The sequence below is a fragment of the Paenibacillus sp. PvR133 genome (genome assembly GCF_017833155.1).
Classification (GTDB): domain Bacteria; phylum Bacillota; class Bacilli; order Paenibacillales; family Paenibacillaceae; genus Paenibacillus; species Paenibacillus polymyxa_B.
In genome coordinates this window covers 4,299,244-4,318,278 of record NZ_JAFIBS010000001.1, presented here as the reverse complement: position 1 = coordinate 4,318,278, position 19,035 = coordinate 4,299,244, and the positions used below count along the sequence as shown (strand labels likewise).

Genomic DNA, 19,035 nt, shown 5'->3' with positions numbered 1-19,035 from the left:
TTAAATGCAACCTGTCATGGATAAAAGGGCGGTTATCCTGTTCGTCCTTTTATCCATGACACAAAATGATTTATACATAGCTGACCCGATAATCTAAATCTCTTGTCCTTTACGGGAATAGGTACAAGTACTTTTCCTCGACTTGAGACAAGAACTTGTACCGTTAGAACAAAAAATCCGCTAAAATAGCGGCTTTTAATGTCTTGTTCTCGACAGTATCGGGTGTTAAATACCCAAATGTGCCCTCAGAGTCGAACCTGCATATTCGCTTCTGAACAAGCCTCTTTCAACCAACTGCGGCATTAGTTTTTCAAAAAATATTTTCATAGATTCTTCTGAACCGCCTGGAAGAGCTATAAATCCGTCAATAGCCCCGCTCAATAATATCGTTCAATACGTCCTCAACTGTTCCAACGGAAACCCAATGAGCAGATCCGACGACCTCGGGTCTTGCCAACACATCTTCCACTGTAGGCTGATGATTTATAATATACCAGCGCAAAAGCTCAGCATGTGTCCGGCTACGGACTGGGTGATTCGGATCGGGAAGCATATCGGCAGTTACGCGATGTTCCAAAGCAAAGCTGCTTAAATCAAGGCCAAGCACTGACTTGAGCAGTGCATGTCTGCGCTCCATACTCAAATGCGCATGTGCTCAGTAGCAGCTTCAAATAAGAAATGTTGAAATGCGTATTTCAGGTGGTAGAATACTTAAGGATATAGCCTATACAACGAAATTAACTCAGATGAACTCTCCTAATTTGAATAGATTTCAAATAGTTGAAATGGCCTGATTCTACTTTCAATTGTTTTCAAGAATAAAAAAAGAATTTTTCAGAAGTTTTCTTTAACTTTTGGCCAAGAAAATTTTATGATATGTTTGATGACAAACATTCGCTGTTTTTGCAGGCAATGGATCGTTACAGAGGTAAGGTCAGCAACACTTTACTCGCAGAAATTAAAGCGTCCAAGACAGCAGTGGAAGCACTGTATAAAATTTTCGAAGTTATGATCAGTGAGGTAGAGGACACGCCATCAGGTTACTTAATCGTAAACTCTGCGGTGGAGCTGGGCGCACTGAAGCTTTTGGAAACATGATGCAGCTACTTCTACAAGTAATAGAATGAGCATTCCTGAAGTGCTATTCAATATGGTGAGCAGAGACTTACCAAAAAAGTAGCTTGGAATCCGTTAAAGGATTTCAAGCTACTTTTTTTGTGCGTGCCATCAATTGGTGAGGGCATTTTCTATCGATTTAATTTTGTGAATCTCTTCGGTTCCAACTTCCAAAGCAGTTTCGTAGTAAGAACATTTGTGCTCAAAGACTTCCATGGTTCTTCGTAGTTCCTCCATTTGTCCTTCCACAATAGCTTTTCGCTCCGTAAACATGTCATATCTTTGCTTCAGTGTGGAGTCCCCTTCAGAACACCATTCAACGAAGTCCTTAATGTCTTTAATAGACACCCCAGTCAGTTTCAGACATTGAATGATCTTAAGAAAGTCAATGTCGGAGTCTTTGAACAAGCGTGTTCCGCTCGTGGTACGTTCTACAAAAGGCATGAGTCCTTCCTTGTCGTAGTAACGCAATGTATATACCGTAAGGTCTAATTTTTTAGCAACTTCACTGATTGAATAGGTCATGTACAATGAATTCCTTTCTACTAGGAGTATACTTCGGGTTAACTCTAGGATTGATCCGAGTGAATTCTACCTTGCTATAAATGCATGTCAAAGTGCATCGAAGATAAAAAATAAGATAAACATTTGACCTAGAGTTAACTAGAGGGGGGCGCTTGAATTATCCATTCGTTCCTGGACACGAGATTGCCGCGATTGTAACGGATGTATGAACCCTTCTGGGGTGAAATGTGATAACTGCCTCAAAGGAAATATTCCTACCTACGATGGGGCAGACATTTACGGTGAGCCTACACAAGGTGGATAGTTCTACCCATATATGATCTCTACACACACTGGCCGTAAAGAGTACAATGGTTAATCAAAAACGAAGAAGCCCATAAAGCGAATGATTGCAGATGCATTCAAGGGTATTCGCGCAAAGAAACTTTTTGTCCTTTCGGCGTGATCTTAGCAGCAGTACTTTCCCACGTAGATTACTGAAAAGCATCGAAAACATACACTAGAAATTATAGGTTTATTCAACAGAGCGATATAGAGTTTTAAGTGGTCAATTAAAAAAGCAGTTGACTATGAAGAAATTCTAGTCAACTGCTTTTTTATTTTATATTTAAATTTAGTATTCTATAAACAAAATTATCAATCTCTTGTGAAATTCTCCAACACTCCAGCTGGATACCGGCTACCGGCTGATCCGTGTGGAAGGATCTCTTTGATACGTTGAAGATCAGCTTCTGTAAGATTGACGTTAGCAGCAGCAACGTTTTGCTCAACTCGCTTAGCACTTCGTGTACCCGGGATCGGAACGATATCTTCTCCCTGGGCGAGAATCCAAGCCAGTGCCAATTCGGCTACAGAAATACCTTTGTTAGAAGCCAGTTCATTAAGTTGTTCTGTTGCTCGTAGATTGTAGATATAATTTTCGCCTTCCCAGCGCTCGTCGTAACGGCGCATATCGTCTTCCGCGTACTCTTGGGCTGGTTTAACAGCACCTGTCAGGAACCCTCTGCCTAAAGGAGCGTAAGGCACTAAACCTATGCCTAATTCATTCAAAGTCTCTCGTATATTGTTTTCCTCAATCTCGCGTTCAAATATGGAGTATTCAGTTTGAAGCATAGAAACCGGAGTAACAGCGTGAGCTTGACGAATTGTTTTTGAACCGGTGTTACTTAAACCGAAATATTTAACTTTGCCTTCTTTGATAAGATCTCCAACGACCCCAGCTACTTCCTCGATAGGAACATCAGGATCAGGGATATGCTGATAGAACACATCAATGTAATCAGTCTGCAGATAGCGAAGACTGTTCTCAGCTACCTTACGAATATTTTCTGGCCGGCTGTTAAAACGTGTTCCAATCTGCTCGGCCGTCATATCAAAACCGAATTTGGTAGCTAGTACTACCTTTTCACGAAAATCCTTTACAGCTTTACCCAGCAACTGTTCATTGTGACCATTTCCATATCCATATAATTCTGCTGTATCAAATAAGTTAACTCCAAGCTCATAAGCTCGACGAATAGTTGCTATTGCTTCATCTTCATTTGAAGGACCGTATGCCATTGTCATCCCCATAGTACCTAAACCAATAGAAGAAACTTTTAAACCTTGTTGACCAAGACTTCGAGTTTGCATTTTTGTTCCTCCTTAAATAATTTTATCACCGAAGTGTTTAAAGCCTAGATTAAAAGGTATCCAATCTTAGCTCGTTCAATATGAATTTTCATCACTGTTATTCATAAGAACAAACACATAATATTATGAAAAATGAATAAAGTAAACAAAAAGTATTTAAAGTGTCTGTGTTGTTTAGTTTGTTTAAAATGATGATTATGAGCTATAATATAATTTATAAGGGGGCATTTAGATGGAACGGCAGATTGAAAGACAACATCAGATGAGGCAAAAACTTACTAATAGATTGTCAGCGCACGTTAGAAAATATGGGTTTCAAAGTTTAAAAATGGACGAAATTTCAAGGATTATGGATGTAAGCAGGGCGACTTTATATAAATATTTCTCTACCAAAGAAGATATTATTACGTTTCTTGTGAGTGCTTCTATCGAATACATCCACGAAATTATTGAAGATTCTGACGCTGATCAAGTATTTGTTCAGCGATTTCAGCAAACATTTGAACAAACAATCATATTAAAAGAGTTCATCACAGACATTTTCCTAAGGGATCTTGAAAGTAGTTATCCTGAGACCTATGAGTCCCTAAAAGAAGCTATGAAGCAACGAGTAGATCAGGAATTGGCTTTCTATGATGAAGGGATTAAAAGTGGGGTTTTTAATAAGATTGAGGGTAGACTTATCGTTATGCAAGATGAGATTCTAAATAATGTTTTAGATGTAAAGTACCTGATGGAGAACCAATTGACCGTGTATCAAGTGCTATTTGACTATTACAATCTAAAAAAAATTCAGTTGTTTAAACCTGATAAAATGAAAATGATAGATGACAACTTGATGATTCCTAGAATTGAGTATATGGCACAAAAGATTTCAAAAAACTTATATTAAACTTAGCAATTTAGAATAATCCAAATTATTTTTAAAGTGAACACACTTTAAGCTTAAGTTGGGCATCATATGACGGATTTTCCATGATACATTAGAAGCATAGAAAAAGGCGTGAATGAAACGCACGGCGGCACATGACCGGGGTGTTCCTCTTCTCGCCTTTTCTTCTATTACATGAATAGGTTGATTAGATCAACAATCATTGATGTGATAATATACCAATAATGAAATGAGTGTGTTATCGATACTCTTTTCATACTTTGATTATAATTGGTGTCATGAGAGTATTTTTAGGTATTAACCCCGCTAGTAAAAATATGAGATTGAAGGATTTCTCATCAGAAAAACTAAGTAACCTGTATATAAGTATAATGAGGTAAGAGGGGGAACATCGATTATAAGATGGGAAAAACCCGATTGTTCTTCATTTTTTATAAACAGAGTGCGTCTAAGACTAGAACGTAAAACAGACGAATACGAGGGACTCCCGTTATAGGAGATCACTCGTATTCGTCTGTTTTAGCGAGCATACTTATTTATTATCATATGTGCAGCCTCGTCCGCTATTTGAAAAGCCTGCTCTCGGGAGATACTGAAATCAAGCAGCAACATTTTGGGCCATAGCACCTGCCCAGCAATTATACTCATAAATTCGTTGGCCGTTTTTGCCGCATCCGGCAGGTTTATATTACCCAATTGAACTTCATCTAATAAATATTGCGTCAATTTCTGATGAACAGCACCTTCACCCAATTCATAATGAAAAAGACTGAGCTCGGGGAACTGCTTGGCCTCTGCAATGACGACCCGAAACAAAGGAGCCATTCCATCACGAGTCAGCACGCATGCGTAATCTCGTCCGAACTTAATTAATCCTTGCAAGGGAGAGCCTAGTACCGGTGGAAAGTCCCATTCGGGATCAAGTTCCCAAAAATGCTTGACGATGGTTTCGAAGATCAATTCCTTGGTCGGGAAATGATTGAACAATGTTCCTGTAGAGAGACCAGCAAGTTTTGCAATTTGAGCTAACGTGGTGCGCGCATACCCTTTTTCAAAAAACAGTTCTTCTGCAGCGGCAATAGCACATGCCCTTTTTTCTTCCTTTATACGTTCATGGTAAGTTGATTTTGTTCCCATATTCCCACTCCAAATTTGGATTTAAGTCCTATCAGAGGGATAGCACCCTTTTCTCTACTATACAACAGTTGATCGTGTTCTAAAAGAAAAAGCTGCCTAAGCACCCTCGGAGGGCTTAAGCAGCAATAGGGCTAACATATTAGAGAATCGTTTGAGCGCCATCCAGAACCAAGTCAACGCCAATGGTGAAGCGTGACTCATCCGAAGCCAGATAGACAACAGCTTTGGCAATCTCTTCGGCAGTACCCATGCGTCCAGCCGGAATCCCGTCACGAATGCGGTTAATAACCATCTCACGAATTTCGTCAGACACGCCTAGCTTGTTCTTATCGTAAAGCGGGGTATCAATCGGTCCAGGACTCACCGTATTGAAGCGAATTCCGTGAGACGATAATAAGTCGGAATTCCAGGCTTTGGTCAGGGTGGAAATGGCACCTTTAGTAGCCGCATAAGCGTTGGAATGTGCATATCCGGCATGAGAACTGCTCGATCCCATTAAAACGACAGAGGATGGGTTCGCCATCACTGGAGTTAATGCCTGCATTAAGAAAAATGGAGCTTTTACGTTGATGGCAAACAAGCGGTCAAAGGCTTCTTCATCGATTTGCTCGAATGGACGCCAGTCAGATACGCCTGCGTTTAAAAAGGCAATATCCAGTTTGCCAAAATGTTGTTCAACACGTTCAGCCAGTTGACGTTGGGCGTTGAGGTCTCGGGAATCTGCCTGAAGCACAAGGACTTGATTTCCGAGTTCCTTTTGTGTTTTTTCTACATTTGCCGGGGTTACTCCGGTGACAATCAATTCAGCGCCTTCAGCCAGAAATTGTTTGGCTGTCTCCAAGCCAATTCCGCTGGTGCCACCCGTAATAAGTGCTCGTTTACCATTAAGTCTAGTCATGTTAAAACCTCCATCGCAAGATACTTACAAGGACAAATATAAGGGGGGAATCAACCAAAGTCAAGTAACTCAGCTTTATATTTTTATTGATGTGTGATAAGATCACTACGTGGACAGGAGACAGTGAACACAAATGAGGAAGAAGTAGCCCGCTGGGGAGATTTCCGACTCGAATCGTGAACGCAAACTTCTTCAAACCTTGTTGGAAGGACAAATCCAAGATGTCGATTCAATGAAGGTCTACTGATGCGTATATAAAAAAATAGAGCAGTTACCTAAGGTAAATATGGACTGTATCAAGAAGATCAATGTCTCTATGGAAGGTGAGTATGAATTGAAAACAATGCTTATTATCGGTGCAGGACCTGGTCTAGGCTTCTCACTAGCCAAGACTTTTGGAAGAAACGGTTTTCGTATCGCACTCGTTTCAAGAACACAGGAGAAATTGGACCAATATGCAGAGCAGCTTGGTAAGATGGGCATTGAAGCTCAGGGTTTTGCTGCCGATATCACTAACAAAATGCAACTTATCAGGGCTTTTCAAGAAATTAAGAATACGTTCGGTACAATCGATGTAATGGAGTTTAATCCGCATAGTGGAAATGTTACTACGACATCTGTTCTGGAAACGACAGATGAGAGCGCACTTCAATTTTTCAACAATGTTGTCATTGGAGCTATAAATACAGCCAGACAAGTCGTTCCAGAAAGACAGAACGGGGTGAAGGGGCGCTTCTTTTTACAAGCGATCTTTCCGCAATGAGTCCAAGCCCGATGTTTGGAAATTCAGGTATCGCCATGTCAGGACTCCGGAACTATAACACGAGCGTTTGCTTCCTCTTGGAGTATTTGTGGGCCATTTATCCATTAGTCCTTTAATCAAGCAGGGCACAAGTTTTGATCCTGATCAAGTGTCAGATGCTTGGTACAGTCTTTATGATAAAAGAACAGAGGCAGAGGAAACTTTTCCTAAAGGAATCATGCAATTAATCAAAAAATAAATAAAATGATAGGACTAATTTAGTGACTGCCATTAAATTTGCTATGCGGCTTATTTTATCGGTACCCGAGTGAAGGACTAGAACTTGTATCGGTTGCCGAAATAGACAAGAACATAGTCCGATCATTTCTGTATTGCATAATTCCATGCGAAATAGTGATGTGAATGCATCTATTTATTGGTTGTCAAGAATGTTGGAATCAGGTGAAGATCCTTTATTTATCGCTCGTAGGCTCGTTAGGTTTGCAATTGAGGACGTAGGTCTGGCAGACAATAGGGCGTTAGAAATCACTGTTTCGGTGTTTCAAGCATGTCAATTTATAGGGATGTCAGAGTGTGATGTTCATTTAACACAAGCCGTTATTTATCTGACCCTGGCTCCCAAATCGAATTCTGCTTACTTGGCTTATTAATACTACATAATCTGGATTAAGTATTTATGTTTCTGTAGAAGAATAGAAGGCGAAATGATTTTAATTTAAGTGAATAGAGTATTTTAAACTGAGACTACTATCTAATACTAGATAGTGGTCTTTTTGCTGTGTATAATTAAGATGAAGATATCGCGAAAATCCGTATTCATTATCATGCATAAAGATGCAAAGTGAGTTTTTGCTTTTTCTCACTAAATATGAAAATGTATATTGATGCATAAGCTTTTTTGATGACTTTTTCTCACTAATTATGACAACGCACAATTGTTGTGTGGTGTCATAATTAGTGAGAAAATTTACAGATTGAACGAGAATAATAATCATATTTGATGTCCGAAGAAAATAAAGTTTTAGACTGATCCGACAAATGCAACAGCGGCAGATAAGGACGCGAAAATAAATTCCTAGACTGGCCGCTGTTGTGGTCAACATTCAGCTATCGTGTCCTGTTAGCCTAATAACTCTGCAGTTTGTAAGAAAGCGTCCAGCCGCTCCTTTTGAAGAAGATGATGACGGTAATGCATCTCCACCATCGTGAACCATTCGACCGCGTTTAACGCGCCGAAGGCTACGGCCGGATGAGTCGCCTTTCGCTGCAGCCGCTCTGGGTCTATGTTCTGCAGCGACGCCCCAATCTCATGCATGCGGCGCCTTGCTTCCTCCAGCTTGGCGACAAGCTGCTCCTTGCTTTCTGGCTGTGGAGGCGTATATTGCAAGTCGGCCGGTACCTGAATGCGAACCGATGGGAAGCTCCCTTGCTCAAACACGGCATGGCCGGCCTCCGTCTTCCCGCCGCCCTCCTCGTTGCCGCCACCGAGCGCCATGCACTCCTCCGCAAGACGGAGCTGCAAGTTCAGCGTGGAATGGGGCAGATGCAGGTACATTTGACCAAGCGACCATTCGTTCTCGCTTGGCTTGCGACACAGTTCCGCCAGACTATACTTGTCCAGCTCCCGAACATAATGCTTCAAAATCTCGTCGAACCTTACCAAAATATCCTTAATCCCTATGTTCTTATTCAGAAGATCATCTCCTCGAATACTGAATTACTCTCATCATATGAGAGGGCTCAAGAAAAAGCATATTCGTAGTTTATATCTTTAATACTTTATTTACCAGTCTAAGACTATATTTTCTAATTACACCGGCCGCTGTCGCTAGCGCGCTGATCGCAAAGCTGACTTCATTCCGGAAGAGTCGGGAGCGCAAATGCAGCTGTGCATGCGGGCCACGCGTCGCCAGTCTATAACTTTGTTATCTCAGTCTAGTTCTTTATTGTTTAGTCTAAAACATTATTATTCACTAACAATTGACAATGAAGAAGTAGTACAACTTCTTATTGATTGTATAAATACGCATTTTTAGAGTTGCGTATATTCTCATAAATTTGAAAAATTAGGGTGGACCGAATAACTTCGAGTCACTGAGTTCTCACTAATTATGAAAATGATCGTTGAATTATCATATATTCAGCTTGTTGTTTTCTCATTAATTATGACACCACACAATTGTTGTGTGGTGTCATTGTCTACAGACAATAAAGTTGTGTACTAATCGAGAAATAGGCAATAAAGTTGTGTACTAAATATTAAGGAAACATAATAAAAGAATCACTTTTAGTAAAATCAAAAGCCTGATGAACAAGTGTCATCAGGCTTTGTTAAAATCAGGACGGTTGCTTTGGTTTAAATAGAGAGCGATATTAAGGTAAAGAAATATTAGAAAAGTTAAAGACAGGAGAACAATTTATAAGGATTTAAAGTACATATTTTTAGAATTTAATAAAAAATATAAATCACAAATATTGGATTTTGGTACACAACTTTATTGCATATCGCACAGGTGAAAATATTTGTAGTTGACTCGCTAGTACACAACCTTATTGTTCGAAGAAAGTTGTGTACAGACAATAAAGTTGTGTTCTAACTTTTAGCAACTTGTGAGTGACTGGAAGCTTGCTAAAACAACCTGTGAAGACGAGTAAGGACGAAGATTGATCAAGGTCAGCAGATTGCAAAGCCTTTTTGGGGTAGCTAAACCAGACCCTTTATCGAAACTTAAAACCAAATAGCGACTTTTCTCTGGAATCCACTGGAGAGAAGTCGCCGTATTTGTTATGGAATGTTTCTTGGTTTTAAAAATGAGATTAATCTATTGTTCTTTATTTATGAATCTTCCTTTCAACCGCTACCGCACTACAACTCAAGGGAAGATATTGTGAGCTGTCTGGAGGAATGGCAGACACCTGTAATTTTGAAACCAGTCTCCGGACAGGGAAGCCTTAATATTTCAATAATCCGCTCTTTCGAACAGATTGAAGACGCGTTGCGTCATAGCATTCAGCAGGATGAATATATATTGGATGGTACGCTGGTGATTGAGGAGTATATAGACGACGGGGAAGAATACAGCGTTGAGGTGCTGACGACTAATGGAAGGCACGAAGTGCTTGCAATCACAACCAAAGAGGTGGTAATGCCTTATTTCATTGAGGCTGGTCACCTGTTACCCGCACCTTTAATAATGATTCTCATTATTAATATATATAGTGTAGCAATTACTACAAAAAATGCAATCGCGAATGCTAGTATTTAGGATTATCAAATCCAGGCTTGCTGTGTGATTATTTATGATGATCTAATTTATGCGTATATGCAGAGGGAGACAAATGCCACGTCATCATTAATAAACTCAGTCGGACTATTTGATTTAATAAGGAGAGAATCGGCAGGCGCCGATTCTTTTAATGGAAAGCATTTTTTTCCCTTTGAGGGATATAGGCCATGCGGCAGGCAATGTCCCAAATGCTCTTTTGACAACCCAAAATCCAAGACTGGCAGGAGGATTAACACATGTCAAACATGCTTAGAAAGTTCTCTTTAGGCCGAGTCGTGGGAACTCCTGAAAGCTTGCAAGCCGTTTCGGAAGATGAAACTTACCAAAAATATTAGTGATAAATGTAGCGATTCACCCTATTTATTGTGCAATAGTCAATAAGTAGTATTCCAACGTTTTGCGAAAAGTTTTTCCGTTTCCATTAGATACAATTGGCGCTGTTCAAGAGTTCGCTTCTCCATACCTGAGTAATTATACCATTTAAGTGAGTTTATACCCATTTTTCGAAAAGTTCCACGAAACATCATTTTGGTGATTGGATTTCCAAATAGCCATCGATAAATATATGTTGGAGTTGCCATAACAGTTAGTAAAGAAGCACCCTTCAAACGAGGAAGCAGACACTTAAATAAACGCCCTGGTTTAGGCTCGCTGTACACGATTCCTTTTGCGAATACCTTATCCAAGAAACCTTTCATCATTGCTGGCATTCCTTCCCACCAGATAGGAAAGATAAAAATAAGGTGATCTGCTTCAAGTAGTCGCTGTTGATAATCTGCAATTAGAGGATCAATTACTTCCTTTGTTCGCCAAGACGCGAGGTCAGAAGCAGACATAACAGGATTGAAGCCGTCTTTATGCAAATCAATCAAATCGATTCGGTGACCACTTGAACGCAAACCTCTTATGGTAGCTGCCAACAAGGCGGCTGAATAACTTCTATTGTGAAGAATATTTTCTGAAGCACCACTTCCATAAGGATGATCAAATATAATAAGAATATTCATATAAAATTCCTTTCTTGTACTTTGTTTTCTTGGAAACAAAATTGTTTTTATGGATACAATAATATATTTTTGTTTCTCTGTTGTCAATAATGTTTCCTTGTATTTTATTTTTTATAATCACTTGGTATACTAGAAATATAAAATCTGAGAATATTTCTTTATCCTCTAATATAAAATCTTAAAAGTAAGAGAGTGAGATTGTAAAAATGAATGATAATGTTGAACAAACGCTTTTAATAACAGATATAATAGGTCACATTGCTGCTGTACAGAAGCGATTTCAGTCAGAAGGCGAAGATGAAGAAAGAAGATGGATGATTAAAAATGCTACTGAATCGGTCGTTATCGAATTTTTAAAGGAAGCATCTGTTCAGATGCTCCATGTCTTGGATGCTATAGGAGAATTAGAGCCAGTCAATGGCATTACAATTTCTAGGCATTTTGGTATTCCTAGAGGTAGCGTATCCAAAATAACTCAGCGGCTGGTGAAACTAGGAGTTATACATGCTGAATCATTATCTTCCAATAAAAAAGAAGTATTATTTCGTTTAACTCCATCTGGTGAGCAAGCTTTCAAATTGCACCAGCAACTTCATGAACATATGGATGATAATTTTAGGATTTTTCTAAGTCGTTATAACCTCGATCAGATACGCTTTCTTTCAGAATTAATGAGAGAAGTATTGGAAACTTCATGGGTTGGATCAGAAATGGTTCCTGTTGAAGCAGAGGATGAACACGAAGATTACAAGTTATCTACTAACAAGATTAGCTCACCTATAGATTTACAACAAAAAAATGAAATCTTAAGTATGTTGCAGAATTTTGATTCGAAGAAGTTGAGCAGAGTAAAAGAATTGATACGTATTGCCTTTCTTGAGGATTGACTAATACCTTGTCTCTATCAAATTTAGGGTTTATGGAGAAACTCTTATAAAAAATGCATGAAGGCACTAAAAATTCTTAGGTCTCCTAAGAATTCTGTACTCTCGACCATAAGTTATTTGGTGATAGCTGGGCTACAGCCCGCTCCCTTCAAATAGCAATTAAATGGAAGCGGGATTGCAACAGCAATAGGAATAGGATATTACACTCTATCCCGTCGCTCAGGCCAGCTGCAGCGAGAGCTTTCCTAATGAGAACCTTACGGTCATGGAACCCACAATTATAGTGAGTTCTATGATGTCCTTCGTTATTGGGGTAAAGTGACAGACTTGACTTGAGCAGAGGTATTTCCGTAAATATCCTTGGCCAGCACGAGAATATGCAGCGTATCGGCTTGGGAGGAACCACCCTGTTTGTATTTAGTAGTTGGAAGCGTTGCTGACCAATTGGCTTTATCTTCTGTAATATCGACACGAATGCCATTGACATAAACTTTAAGCTGTGCAATATCGCTTTGATCTGTGACTGAACCTTCCAAAGCGAGAACATCATCCGTGATTGAAGCATTCAACTTAAGTTCAGGGGTTCCTGTTTCCTTGCGTTTAGAGGGTGGGAGAGCAGTTTGCGGGTTATAGGAAAAGGTTTCATCCTCAAGCGCTGGCGTGCGTGCTGCAATAGGACGGTTTTTGGTCGCCTGCTCATAGGAATAAGCGTAACGAAGCAGGTCATTATCGCTGTATGCGGCACCTGCCATCGTCAGATTAACGGGCATTCCGGTATCCTTCATAGCGCCCATACTCACAGACACACTTGGGATCCCGTACTCGCGTAGAATGAAATTCGTATTGGAGAAATAGTTGCCATTCTCCCAAGCCTCCTCATAGGATGTTTCATTCACATCGGAGTCAGCTTTGCCGATATTCGAATTTGCCGGGAATGCAATAAAATCAAGGTTGTTTTGCTTCATCCAATCTTCAAAATCAATCTTTCGTACATTTTCAAGCCCCCTCAGACCTTCCTGAAACTGAGGAATTTGTTCGTAAGGAGTGACGCCTTTCTTTATGGTTTCAATGAATACGTCATAGTGGCCAAGGTCTCTACCACGTGTGGCATCTACCGAACCGGGCGGATTCGGGAAGACGGTTGCAGGGTCGATATTAGCCCATGACGGGAAATTCGGATCGCCCACACTTTTAAGGAATTCCTCAGCAGCATAAGGATTAAGCAATCCGAATTCCTTTTCAACCCACTTTGCCGGCATCAAACCACGTTCCTCAGGTGTTTTTGCTGTTGCCCGGTCTTTCTCGCTGTTCGCCTGCAAGGGGAAGTCAACTTCCACAACCTCAGCTCCAAGAGCAGTTAAATCCTTTACAGCTTTTTCCCATAATGCCTGTATCGAAGGTCTGAATTTGATCGGAGTTGTGGTTTCATGGTCCTTACCAATATAGATTTTCGGAACGCCAATGCGCTTGCCTTTCAAAGCTTGAATGTCTCGCAGCTCTAGATAGGATTTGGGACGGACACTGTTGACGGAAGGGAGCCGAACGATTTTCTGCTCTCGCCAGAAATCGCCCTTGGTGATCTTATCTTCTACAACGATCACGTCAAGCAAGCGGAGCATGTCCTCGACAGTCCTCGTATGTGGGACAACGACATCCCGTATAGGGAAGAGCGGCCAATTCCCCCGAATGGAGATTAGGCCCCGCGATGGCGTGTAGGCAATTAAACCATTGTTAGATGCTGGTGATCTTCCAGAGGATACCGTTTCCTCCCCCATACCGAAGGCAGCGAGGTTGGCGGCTGTTGATACGCCAGATCCGTTAGAGGAGCCAGAGTACCAAGCTGCAGCCAAATAATTTGGATTGTACGGACTTTCAGCACGGCCATAAACGCCTCTTTGCATTCCCCCTGCTGCCATTGGCGGCATGTTGGTTTTACCAATGAGCACCCCTCCGGATTTACGTATCTTCTCTACTGTAAAGGCATCGTCCTTTGCCATCAGGTTTTTGAAAGCCGGAGATCCAGAAGCGACAGTTAGGCCCTTAACCTTGTAGCTGTCTTTAACCGTGTAGGGGATGCCTTGCAGAGGACCGGTCTTAATACCCTGTGCCCTTAGTTGATCAGCCTGAGCGGCTTCTTTCAGTACGTCGGGGTTCAGAACAGGGATGGAATTCAGCCGAATGCCACTAGCATCATAGGCATATACGCGGTTAAGGTACAGGGCGGTGAGCTCGATACTCGACAGTGCTCCTGACTTCATCGCGTCCTGCATCTGAGCAATCGTAGCCTCTTGCAATTGAAATGTAACTAGGGAGGAGACGGCTTCACTACTGGTTTTACTTGAGGAAGAGGGCGAAGGGGTGGCGGATGCAAGGGAGCATCCCGTGAGAGTTAAAATCATACCAGTCGCGATCCATTTGCAATAATTACCGATTACATTCCTTGCATTCGCTTTTAGCATTCGTGCGCACATAGCATTTTCACTCCTTAAATTAGATAGGATCAGGAATTTGAATAGAGAGGAACGAGAAATTAATAAATGTTTCTAATTATACTACTTATTTTCATACGAAATGTCAATTTTTGTAATACGGATATAAAGGGAGCCATTTAAGGTAAAATGGTGCCCGAGATTACACTAGGGAGCTTCCCTAGCAAATCCCGAGCACCAGAGGGCGTTTTCCATGGGTTACACTTGTAAGTCACTGAGGATGAAACACCCAGACATTCTCAATATAGTAAACATTTGGCTAAGATAAATACGAGCGATCATAATGAAAATTCAATGAAATCCACGTAGGCATCCCAGGTTCCGTCATCGCTCGTCAAGGTGAGTTTGACGTCCTGATCTCCGGTAGCGTGAGTAATGTTGGATAAAGTTTGGACAGTCGGCGTTTTGCCCGTGAAATAAAAGGAACCCACAGTTACTCCTCCAATAACCAAGTCCACTTTGGCCGTACTAGCATTGCTTGAAGCCCCCCCGTACTGAGATATTATGCGTAGGGTTGGCAAAATACTGTGAGTATGATGCATAGTCAGCAGTGGCATACAGAGCAGCCCCGTCAAAAGGTGTACTGATCTTGCCCGCATAAGTGCCGCCAATGTTCATGTTCTCAGCTTCAACCTTTGTCCCCGTATTGCTCCCCGTGTTGGGGGTAAACTGCCAGGCATCCAAATTAAATAGATTGCCGTTTCCTGTCCCAGTAAACACCAGATAAATGTTGCGAACCCCAGTTGCATTATTGATCGTGGTCTCTACTTCTCTCCAGGTCTGCATACCTCCAGTTGAAGGTACTTTTAAGGTGCCGACTAAAGGGCCTGTCTCACTGTCAAGACGTACTTCAATACTACCACCGACATTTGTAGCAACATTGGCTTTGAACGTCTTTGCTCCGGTAGAGCCAAAATCAGCCTTCCCGACAGCGACCCAGTCCCCATTGTGAATATTGGTCACATTCAGATTACTGACCGGACCGCCAGTGGCTTGAGTGGGCTCGGTCGTAATACCCGCCTGCCACGCCATGGTTTCCGCTTCAACTCTGGTATATGGATTTAGATTGGATAGCTGAGCTATTCCAGTCATATTCCCTTGTACCTCCTGGATGCTTCCATCGGTATTGTACACCAGCTTATTAATGTGAGGAGAGCGATAGCCTTTTCCATTTCCAATTTGTGCCTTGCTGACCGTTTGGGCATGATACACGACGTACCACTCATTTTTAAAGTTAAATACAGCATGGTGGTTGTTGCCGCCAACGCCGAAGAATGTATAGGGGTTTTTCAGGAAATGGCCTTTATAAGTGAAGGGGCCCATCGGGTTATCGCCGACCATATAGCCGATTTCACCTGCAGGGTACTGTGGCGGGTGTGTCCCGGCAAAGTTAATGCAGTAGGAATAATAGTATTTGCCATTGTACTTATGAATACCGGAATCTTCAAATAAGTAAGGTGCATCAATGGTGGTTGTGCTTCCAACAACACTTATCATATCGGCCCCCAACTTGATCACTCTAGCTGTTTTAGGATTAGCAATGGAAGCGGGATCGGATTCGTTAGGAATTCCCCCACCGCTATACAGGTATCCTGTGCCATCATCATCCACCAACACAGCCGGATCAAAAAGCCATGTCACGCCAGCCATTCCAGGCGTACTATGTGTCACAAGCGCTTTACCGAGGGGGTCTGTCCAAGGTCCGATCGGCGTGTCTGCTGTCAGGACTCCAATTCCTGCCCCACCATTGGCAAAATAAAGAAAGAATTTATCTTTGCCATTCAATTTTTTATGCGCAATTGCTGGGGCCCAGGAGTTAGAGGCCCATTTGGCAATGCCTCTACCGTTGTTCTTGTTGTTGGCACCTGCGACCGGTATCGTTCCGTGATCCGTCCAATTCACCATGTCCGCGGAGGAAATGACCTGGATGCGATCCAGTGCACTGAAGTCATTGTCTTTAATCGATCCATCATTGTTATAAACATACGTATCACTTGACATGTAGACATACACCCTTCCACCATATACCAATGAATAGGGATCAGCTCCCAATTTATGATCCACTAGAGGGTTGGAATTTCCAGGGAGTTTAGCCAGTGGTCGATTGGCAGCATCTACACTTAGCACGAGAGAGACACCAAGCAATAAAGTGAAGGAGAGAAATAAAGCTAGACATTTTCTAATCATAACAATAACCTCCGTTTTTTTATATGGTCCAAAGCCGAGCTATTCGTAAATTTATCAAACTCAAGAATATACTCAGACCTCTACCCGTAAGGAGAACTGCTGTGAAGAGGGCACGAGAAATAGACATGAAATCGCTTACATTTATTGAATTTAAAAGTGAACTACGAGAGGAGAGTCACCATATACTGGTCTCTGTTCATTTATTGACAACTCCAGTTATGTGTTGGAGAAAGTATAGTAATCATAAACATTGGGTTATTAAATATTAATATGTAAATTGATTGCAAATAATGGTTTTATTTGGCGCAATCATAACATGTTCTATCAAAAATAACAATATCATTCTATTTTCTAAAAAAAGCGAATCGAAAGGAACGTAAATTACGATACCAATGGCATGCTGGACCTTTTGCAAAATCGAGATATCCGACCTGTTATTCCAAGCAAGCGCAATCGACAGGTGAAACTTTAAGTTGGCATTAGTTAAACACACTATGTCCATACGTTGTATGCTGAACATGACTGGATAAAATATACGAGTAATTAGTATGAATGATTGCAGCAGAAGAGGCAGCCCTGCAGGGATGCTTTTGCCTGTACAGGGGAGATTGCATTAATGCAACACTGATATCCAATTTCCAGTATCCTAAATTAGTGCAATAAATGTTGTAAAGTTAGTATGGGCAGTTACCTGATTCATTCATTATTATAAATGCTGTAATCTACATTACCTAGAGTGGGGTGACAAAGTTGAACGAAAGTAAAAAGAAGACGGATCGGCAGTCTGCTGATGGTAGGTGTGTTGACATGTCGGCCGTGTTGAACGGGTGTAGCAGCAATAGCGAGCGGTCACAAGCCGGGTGACACAAAAACTACATGTGCCAGGCTGGAGATAAGAACGGTAAATACGATCAACCGGTAACAATTACGTATTTGTGACCATGGGGTCCAGATGTTAAGTTCAAACCAGGAGAAATCATACCAAATGGACAAAAGAAAAGCTGGGAATCGAGTTGAAAAATCAGTAGGTTTCTCCATCCACAAACAATGCATTTAAGACAAACTGCGTTTGTCTCTTGTATCAAGCGCTGACTTGCTGATATTATTTCATATCGCGGCGAATTTAATTTGGTTCGAGAACTGATTGAATCTCTGACAAATTTGTGGAAGCCGGCGAATTGTTTGATCAATATGCTGACGAGACATGGAAGGAATGTCGAGGGACAAGAACATGGCCCGATTACCAATTATCCAATAAATGGTAGTCATCTTGAACTTTCGAGTTCGTTATCCGTTTCACGGATCGACTTTATCACAAATTCAGAGAAAGCTTTTACTGTTGGAGATAACCACTTTTTTTTTTTAATCAGCATATGGGAGTATATCGGATCGAACTTTTCGGAATGACTTACGATTTTAAGTTTTCCTCTATTCACGTCTTCTTTAACTGTAATATAAGGCAAAAAAGAAAATCCAAGCCCACTCATAACGGTTTGTTTAATCGCCTCAATACTCCATAACTCCATGGTTTGAAATGGGTGAATATCATGCTTTACAAGATATCTTTCAAACATGGTCCGATAACTACAGCTTTCTTCATTCGTAATAAAAAAATGGTTGGTGTTCTCTCGCTTATATTCATCGAAATGGTCTGGACCGTCATTGCTGCACACCAGAACAATGTTCTCCTGGGCCAAAGAATAATGAATGCATTTTTCCGGATGTATTTCCGGGTAGACCATGAAAGCCACATCTACACGTCCACTGATTAAGTCAACCTGGTTTTGTTCACATGTACCGTTGATAAGGATGAATTTGACATGAGGATATTTCAAAGAGAATTCCCTTATAATCGGGCTTAATCTAGAAATTGTTAAAGACTCTGGTGCAGCCACCTTTATAGCACCTTTAACCTCCTGGTTGCTTCGTATATTTCTAATCTGGTCATGAGTAGCCAGTAGATCTTCTGCCAGAGGTATTAATTCTCTCCCTAATTGAGTAAGTTTCAAGTGCCTTCTTTCGTAAGTGAAAAGCTCCCCGCCAATCTCTTCTTCAAGCGACTGTATATGGGCAGTGATCGTGGACTGAGTGTATCCCAATTGCGATGCAGCCCCTGTATAACTTCCGATTTCGATAATCGTCTGAAATGTAATAAGGTGTCTAATTTCCATCGATGTTCTCCTTAGGTTTAATTTCTATCGATAAAAATGATAAT

The 19,035-nt window shown here is 41.2% G+C and carries 13 protein-coding genes and 3 pseudogenes; 6 read left to right on the top strand and 10 right to left on the bottom strand.

The features are described from left to right. Positions 1 to 225: 225 nt before the first annotated feature. Positions 226 to 655, bottom strand: a pseudogene (locus JOE49_RS26855) (LLM class flavin-dependent oxidoreductase); the annotation flags it as partial. A gap of 221 nt (positions 656 to 876) precedes the next feature. Here JOE49_RS26855 and JOE49_RS18725 point away from each other — a divergent pair. After that, positions 877 to 1,098 (top strand): hypothetical protein, encoded by a 222-nt coding sequence (locus JOE49_RS18725; protein WP_025723218.1) that lies wholly within the window; start codon positions 877 to 879, stop codon positions 1,096 to 1,098. Positions 1,099 to 1,227: 129 nt separating this feature from the next. Here the strand turns inward: JOE49_RS18725 and JOE49_RS18720 are convergent, their stop codons facing one another. After that, on the bottom strand, positions 1,228 to 1,641 hold the full coding sequence (locus JOE49_RS18720) for a MerR family transcriptional regulator (RefSeq protein WP_068938818.1): 414 nt from the start codon (positions 1,639 to 1,641) through the stop codon (positions 1,228 to 1,230). A gap of 636 nt (positions 1,642 to 2,277) precedes the next feature. After that, entirely contained in the window at positions 2,278 to 3,273 is a 996-nt protein-coding gene (locus JOE49_RS18715) for an aldo/keto reductase (RefSeq protein WP_209942364.1), read from the bottom strand. A 232-nt stretch (positions 3,274 to 3,505) separates the two neighbouring features. Between JOE49_RS18715 and JOE49_RS18710 the strand changes: the two genes are divergently transcribed. After that, a complete protein-coding gene (locus tag JOE49_RS18710; protein ID WP_025723220.1) occupies positions 3,506 to 4,165 on the top strand; it encodes a TetR/AcrR family transcriptional regulator in 660 nt (219 codons plus the stop codon). 519 nt (positions 4,166 to 4,684) lie between these two features. Here JOE49_RS18710 and JOE49_RS18705 read toward each other — a convergent pair. Both JOE49_RS18705 and JOE49_RS18700 read right to left on the bottom strand, forming a co-directional pair. After that, on the bottom strand, positions 4,685 to 5,302 hold the full coding sequence (locus tag JOE49_RS18705; RefSeq protein ID WP_028541605.1) for a TetR/AcrR family transcriptional regulator: 618 nt from the start codon (positions 5,300 to 5,302) through the stop codon (positions 4,685 to 4,687). A gap of 139 nt (positions 5,303 to 5,441) precedes the next feature. Continuing rightward, complete coding sequence (locus JOE49_RS18700; RefSeq protein WP_028541604.1) at positions 5,442 to 6,200, bottom strand: SDR family oxidoreductase; 759 nt, start codon at positions 6,198 to 6,200, stop codon at positions 5,442 to 5,444. Between the two features lie 343 nt (positions 6,201 to 6,543). On the opposite strand from JOE49_RS18700, the gene JOE49_RS26455 reads away from it, so the two are divergent. Together JOE49_RS26455 and JOE49_RS18690 are read left to right on the top strand one after the other, a co-directional pair. Then, positions 6,544 to 6,963: an SDR family NAD(P)-dependent oxidoreductase gene (locus tag JOE49_RS26455; protein WP_245248709.1), complete on the top strand. Its 420-nt coding sequence runs from the start codon at positions 6,544 to 6,546 to the stop codon at positions 6,961 to 6,963. A gap of 335 nt (positions 6,964 to 7,298) precedes the next feature. Continuing rightward, a pseudogene (locus JOE49_RS18690) lies at positions 7,299 to 7,610 on the top strand (AAA family ATPase); the annotation flags it as partial. Between the two features lie 473 nt (positions 7,611 to 8,083). Here JOE49_RS18690 and JOE49_RS18685 read toward each other — a convergent pair. Continuing rightward, positions 8,084 to 8,656 carry a DinB family protein gene (locus tag JOE49_RS18685; RefSeq protein WP_209943664.1) on the bottom strand — a complete coding sequence of 191 codons (573 nt, stop codon included), beginning with the start codon at positions 8,654 to 8,656 and terminating at the stop codon, positions 8,084 to 8,086. A 1,099-nt stretch (positions 8,657 to 9,755) separates the two neighbouring features. Here JOE49_RS18685 and JOE49_RS18680 point away from each other — a divergent pair. After that, a complete protein-coding gene (locus tag JOE49_RS18680; protein ID WP_025723224.1) occupies positions 9,756 to 10,229 on the top strand; it encodes an ATP-grasp domain-containing protein in 474 nt (157 codons plus the stop codon). A gap of 395 nt (positions 10,230 to 10,624) precedes the next feature. On the opposite strand, the gene JOE49_RS18675 is transcribed toward JOE49_RS18680, so the two are convergent. Then, positions 10,625 to 11,344 carry an NAD(P)H-dependent oxidoreductase gene (locus JOE49_RS18675; protein ID WP_245248425.1) on the bottom strand — a complete coding sequence of 240 codons (720 nt, stop codon included), beginning with the start codon at positions 11,342 to 11,344 and terminating at the stop codon, positions 10,625 to 10,627. A 119-nt stretch (positions 11,345 to 11,463) separates the two neighbouring features. Here JOE49_RS18675 and JOE49_RS18670 point away from each other — a divergent pair, with 119 nt between their 5' ends. Next, the gene (locus JOE49_RS18670) at positions 11,464 to 12,144 is read left to right on the top strand and encodes a winged helix DNA-binding protein (protein ID WP_025723225.1); all 681 of its coding nucleotides are present in this window, start codon (positions 11,464 to 11,466) and stop codon (positions 12,142 to 12,144) included. A 305-nt stretch (positions 12,145 to 12,449) separates the two neighbouring features. On the opposite strand, the gene JOE49_RS18665 is transcribed toward JOE49_RS18670, so the two are convergent. From JOE49_RS18665 to JOE49_RS18655, 3 genes and pseudogenes are all read right to left on the bottom strand, one after another. Beyond that, complete coding sequence (locus JOE49_RS18665) at positions 12,450 to 14,615, bottom strand: amidase (RefSeq protein ID WP_209942362.1); 2,166 nt, start codon at positions 14,613 to 14,615, stop codon at positions 12,450 to 12,452. Between the two features lie 296 nt (positions 14,616 to 14,911). Further along, positions 14,912 to 16,820, bottom strand: a pseudogene (locus JOE49_RS18660) (carbohydrate-binding protein). Positions 16,821 to 18,085: 1,265 nt separating this feature from the next. Then, positions 18,086 to 18,991, bottom strand: coding sequence for a LysR family transcriptional regulator (locus JOE49_RS18655; RefSeq protein ID WP_209942360.1), 906 nt, complete (start codon positions 18,989 to 18,991; stop codon positions 18,086 to 18,088). Between the last annotated feature and the right edge of the window lie 44 nt (positions 18,992 to 19,035).

What these genes read in the sequence shown, in the direction of transcription:
- JOE49_RS18725 (WP_025723218.1), top strand. Translation starts at nt 877, where the DNA reads ATGTTTGATGACAAACATTCGCTGTTTTTGCAGGCAATGGATCGTTAC.
- JOE49_RS18720 (WP_068938818.1), bottom strand. Translation starts at nt 1,641, where the DNA reads ATGACCTATTCAATCAGTGAAGTTGCTAAAAAATTAGACCTTACGGTA.
- JOE49_RS18715 (WP_209942364.1), bottom strand. Translation starts at nt 3,273, where the DNA reads ATGCAAACTCGAAGTCTTGGTCAACAAGGTTTAAAAGTTTCTTCTATT.
- JOE49_RS18710 (WP_025723220.1), top strand. Translation starts at nt 3,506, where the DNA reads ATGGAACGGCAGATTGAAAGACAACATCAGATGAGGCAAAAACTTACT.
- JOE49_RS18705 (WP_028541605.1), bottom strand. Translation starts at nt 5,302, where the DNA reads ATGGGAACAAAATCAACTTACCATGAACGTATAAAGGAAGAAAAAAGG.
- JOE49_RS18700 (WP_028541604.1), bottom strand. Translation starts at nt 6,200, where the DNA reads ATGACTAGACTTAATGGTAAACGAGCACTTATTACGGGTGGCACCAGC.
- JOE49_RS26455 (WP_245248709.1), top strand. Translation starts at nt 6,544, where the DNA reads ATGCTTATTATCGGTGCAGGACCTGGTCTAGGCTTCTCACTAGCCAAG.
- JOE49_RS18680 (WP_025723224.1), top strand. Translation starts at nt 9,756, where the DNA reads ATGTTTCTTGGTTTTAAAAATGAGATTAATCTATTGTTCTTTATTTAT.
- JOE49_RS18670 (WP_025723225.1), top strand. Translation starts at nt 11,464, where the DNA reads ATGAATGATAATGTTGAACAAACGCTTTTAATAACAGATATAATAGGT.
- JOE49_RS18665 (WP_209942362.1), bottom strand. Translation starts at nt 14,615, where the DNA reads ATGTGCGCACGAATGCTAAAAGCGAATGCAAGGAATGTAATCGGTAAT.
- JOE49_RS18655 (WP_209942360.1), bottom strand. Translation starts at nt 18,991, where the DNA reads ATGGAAATTAGACACCTTATTACATTTCAGACGATTATCGAAATCGGA.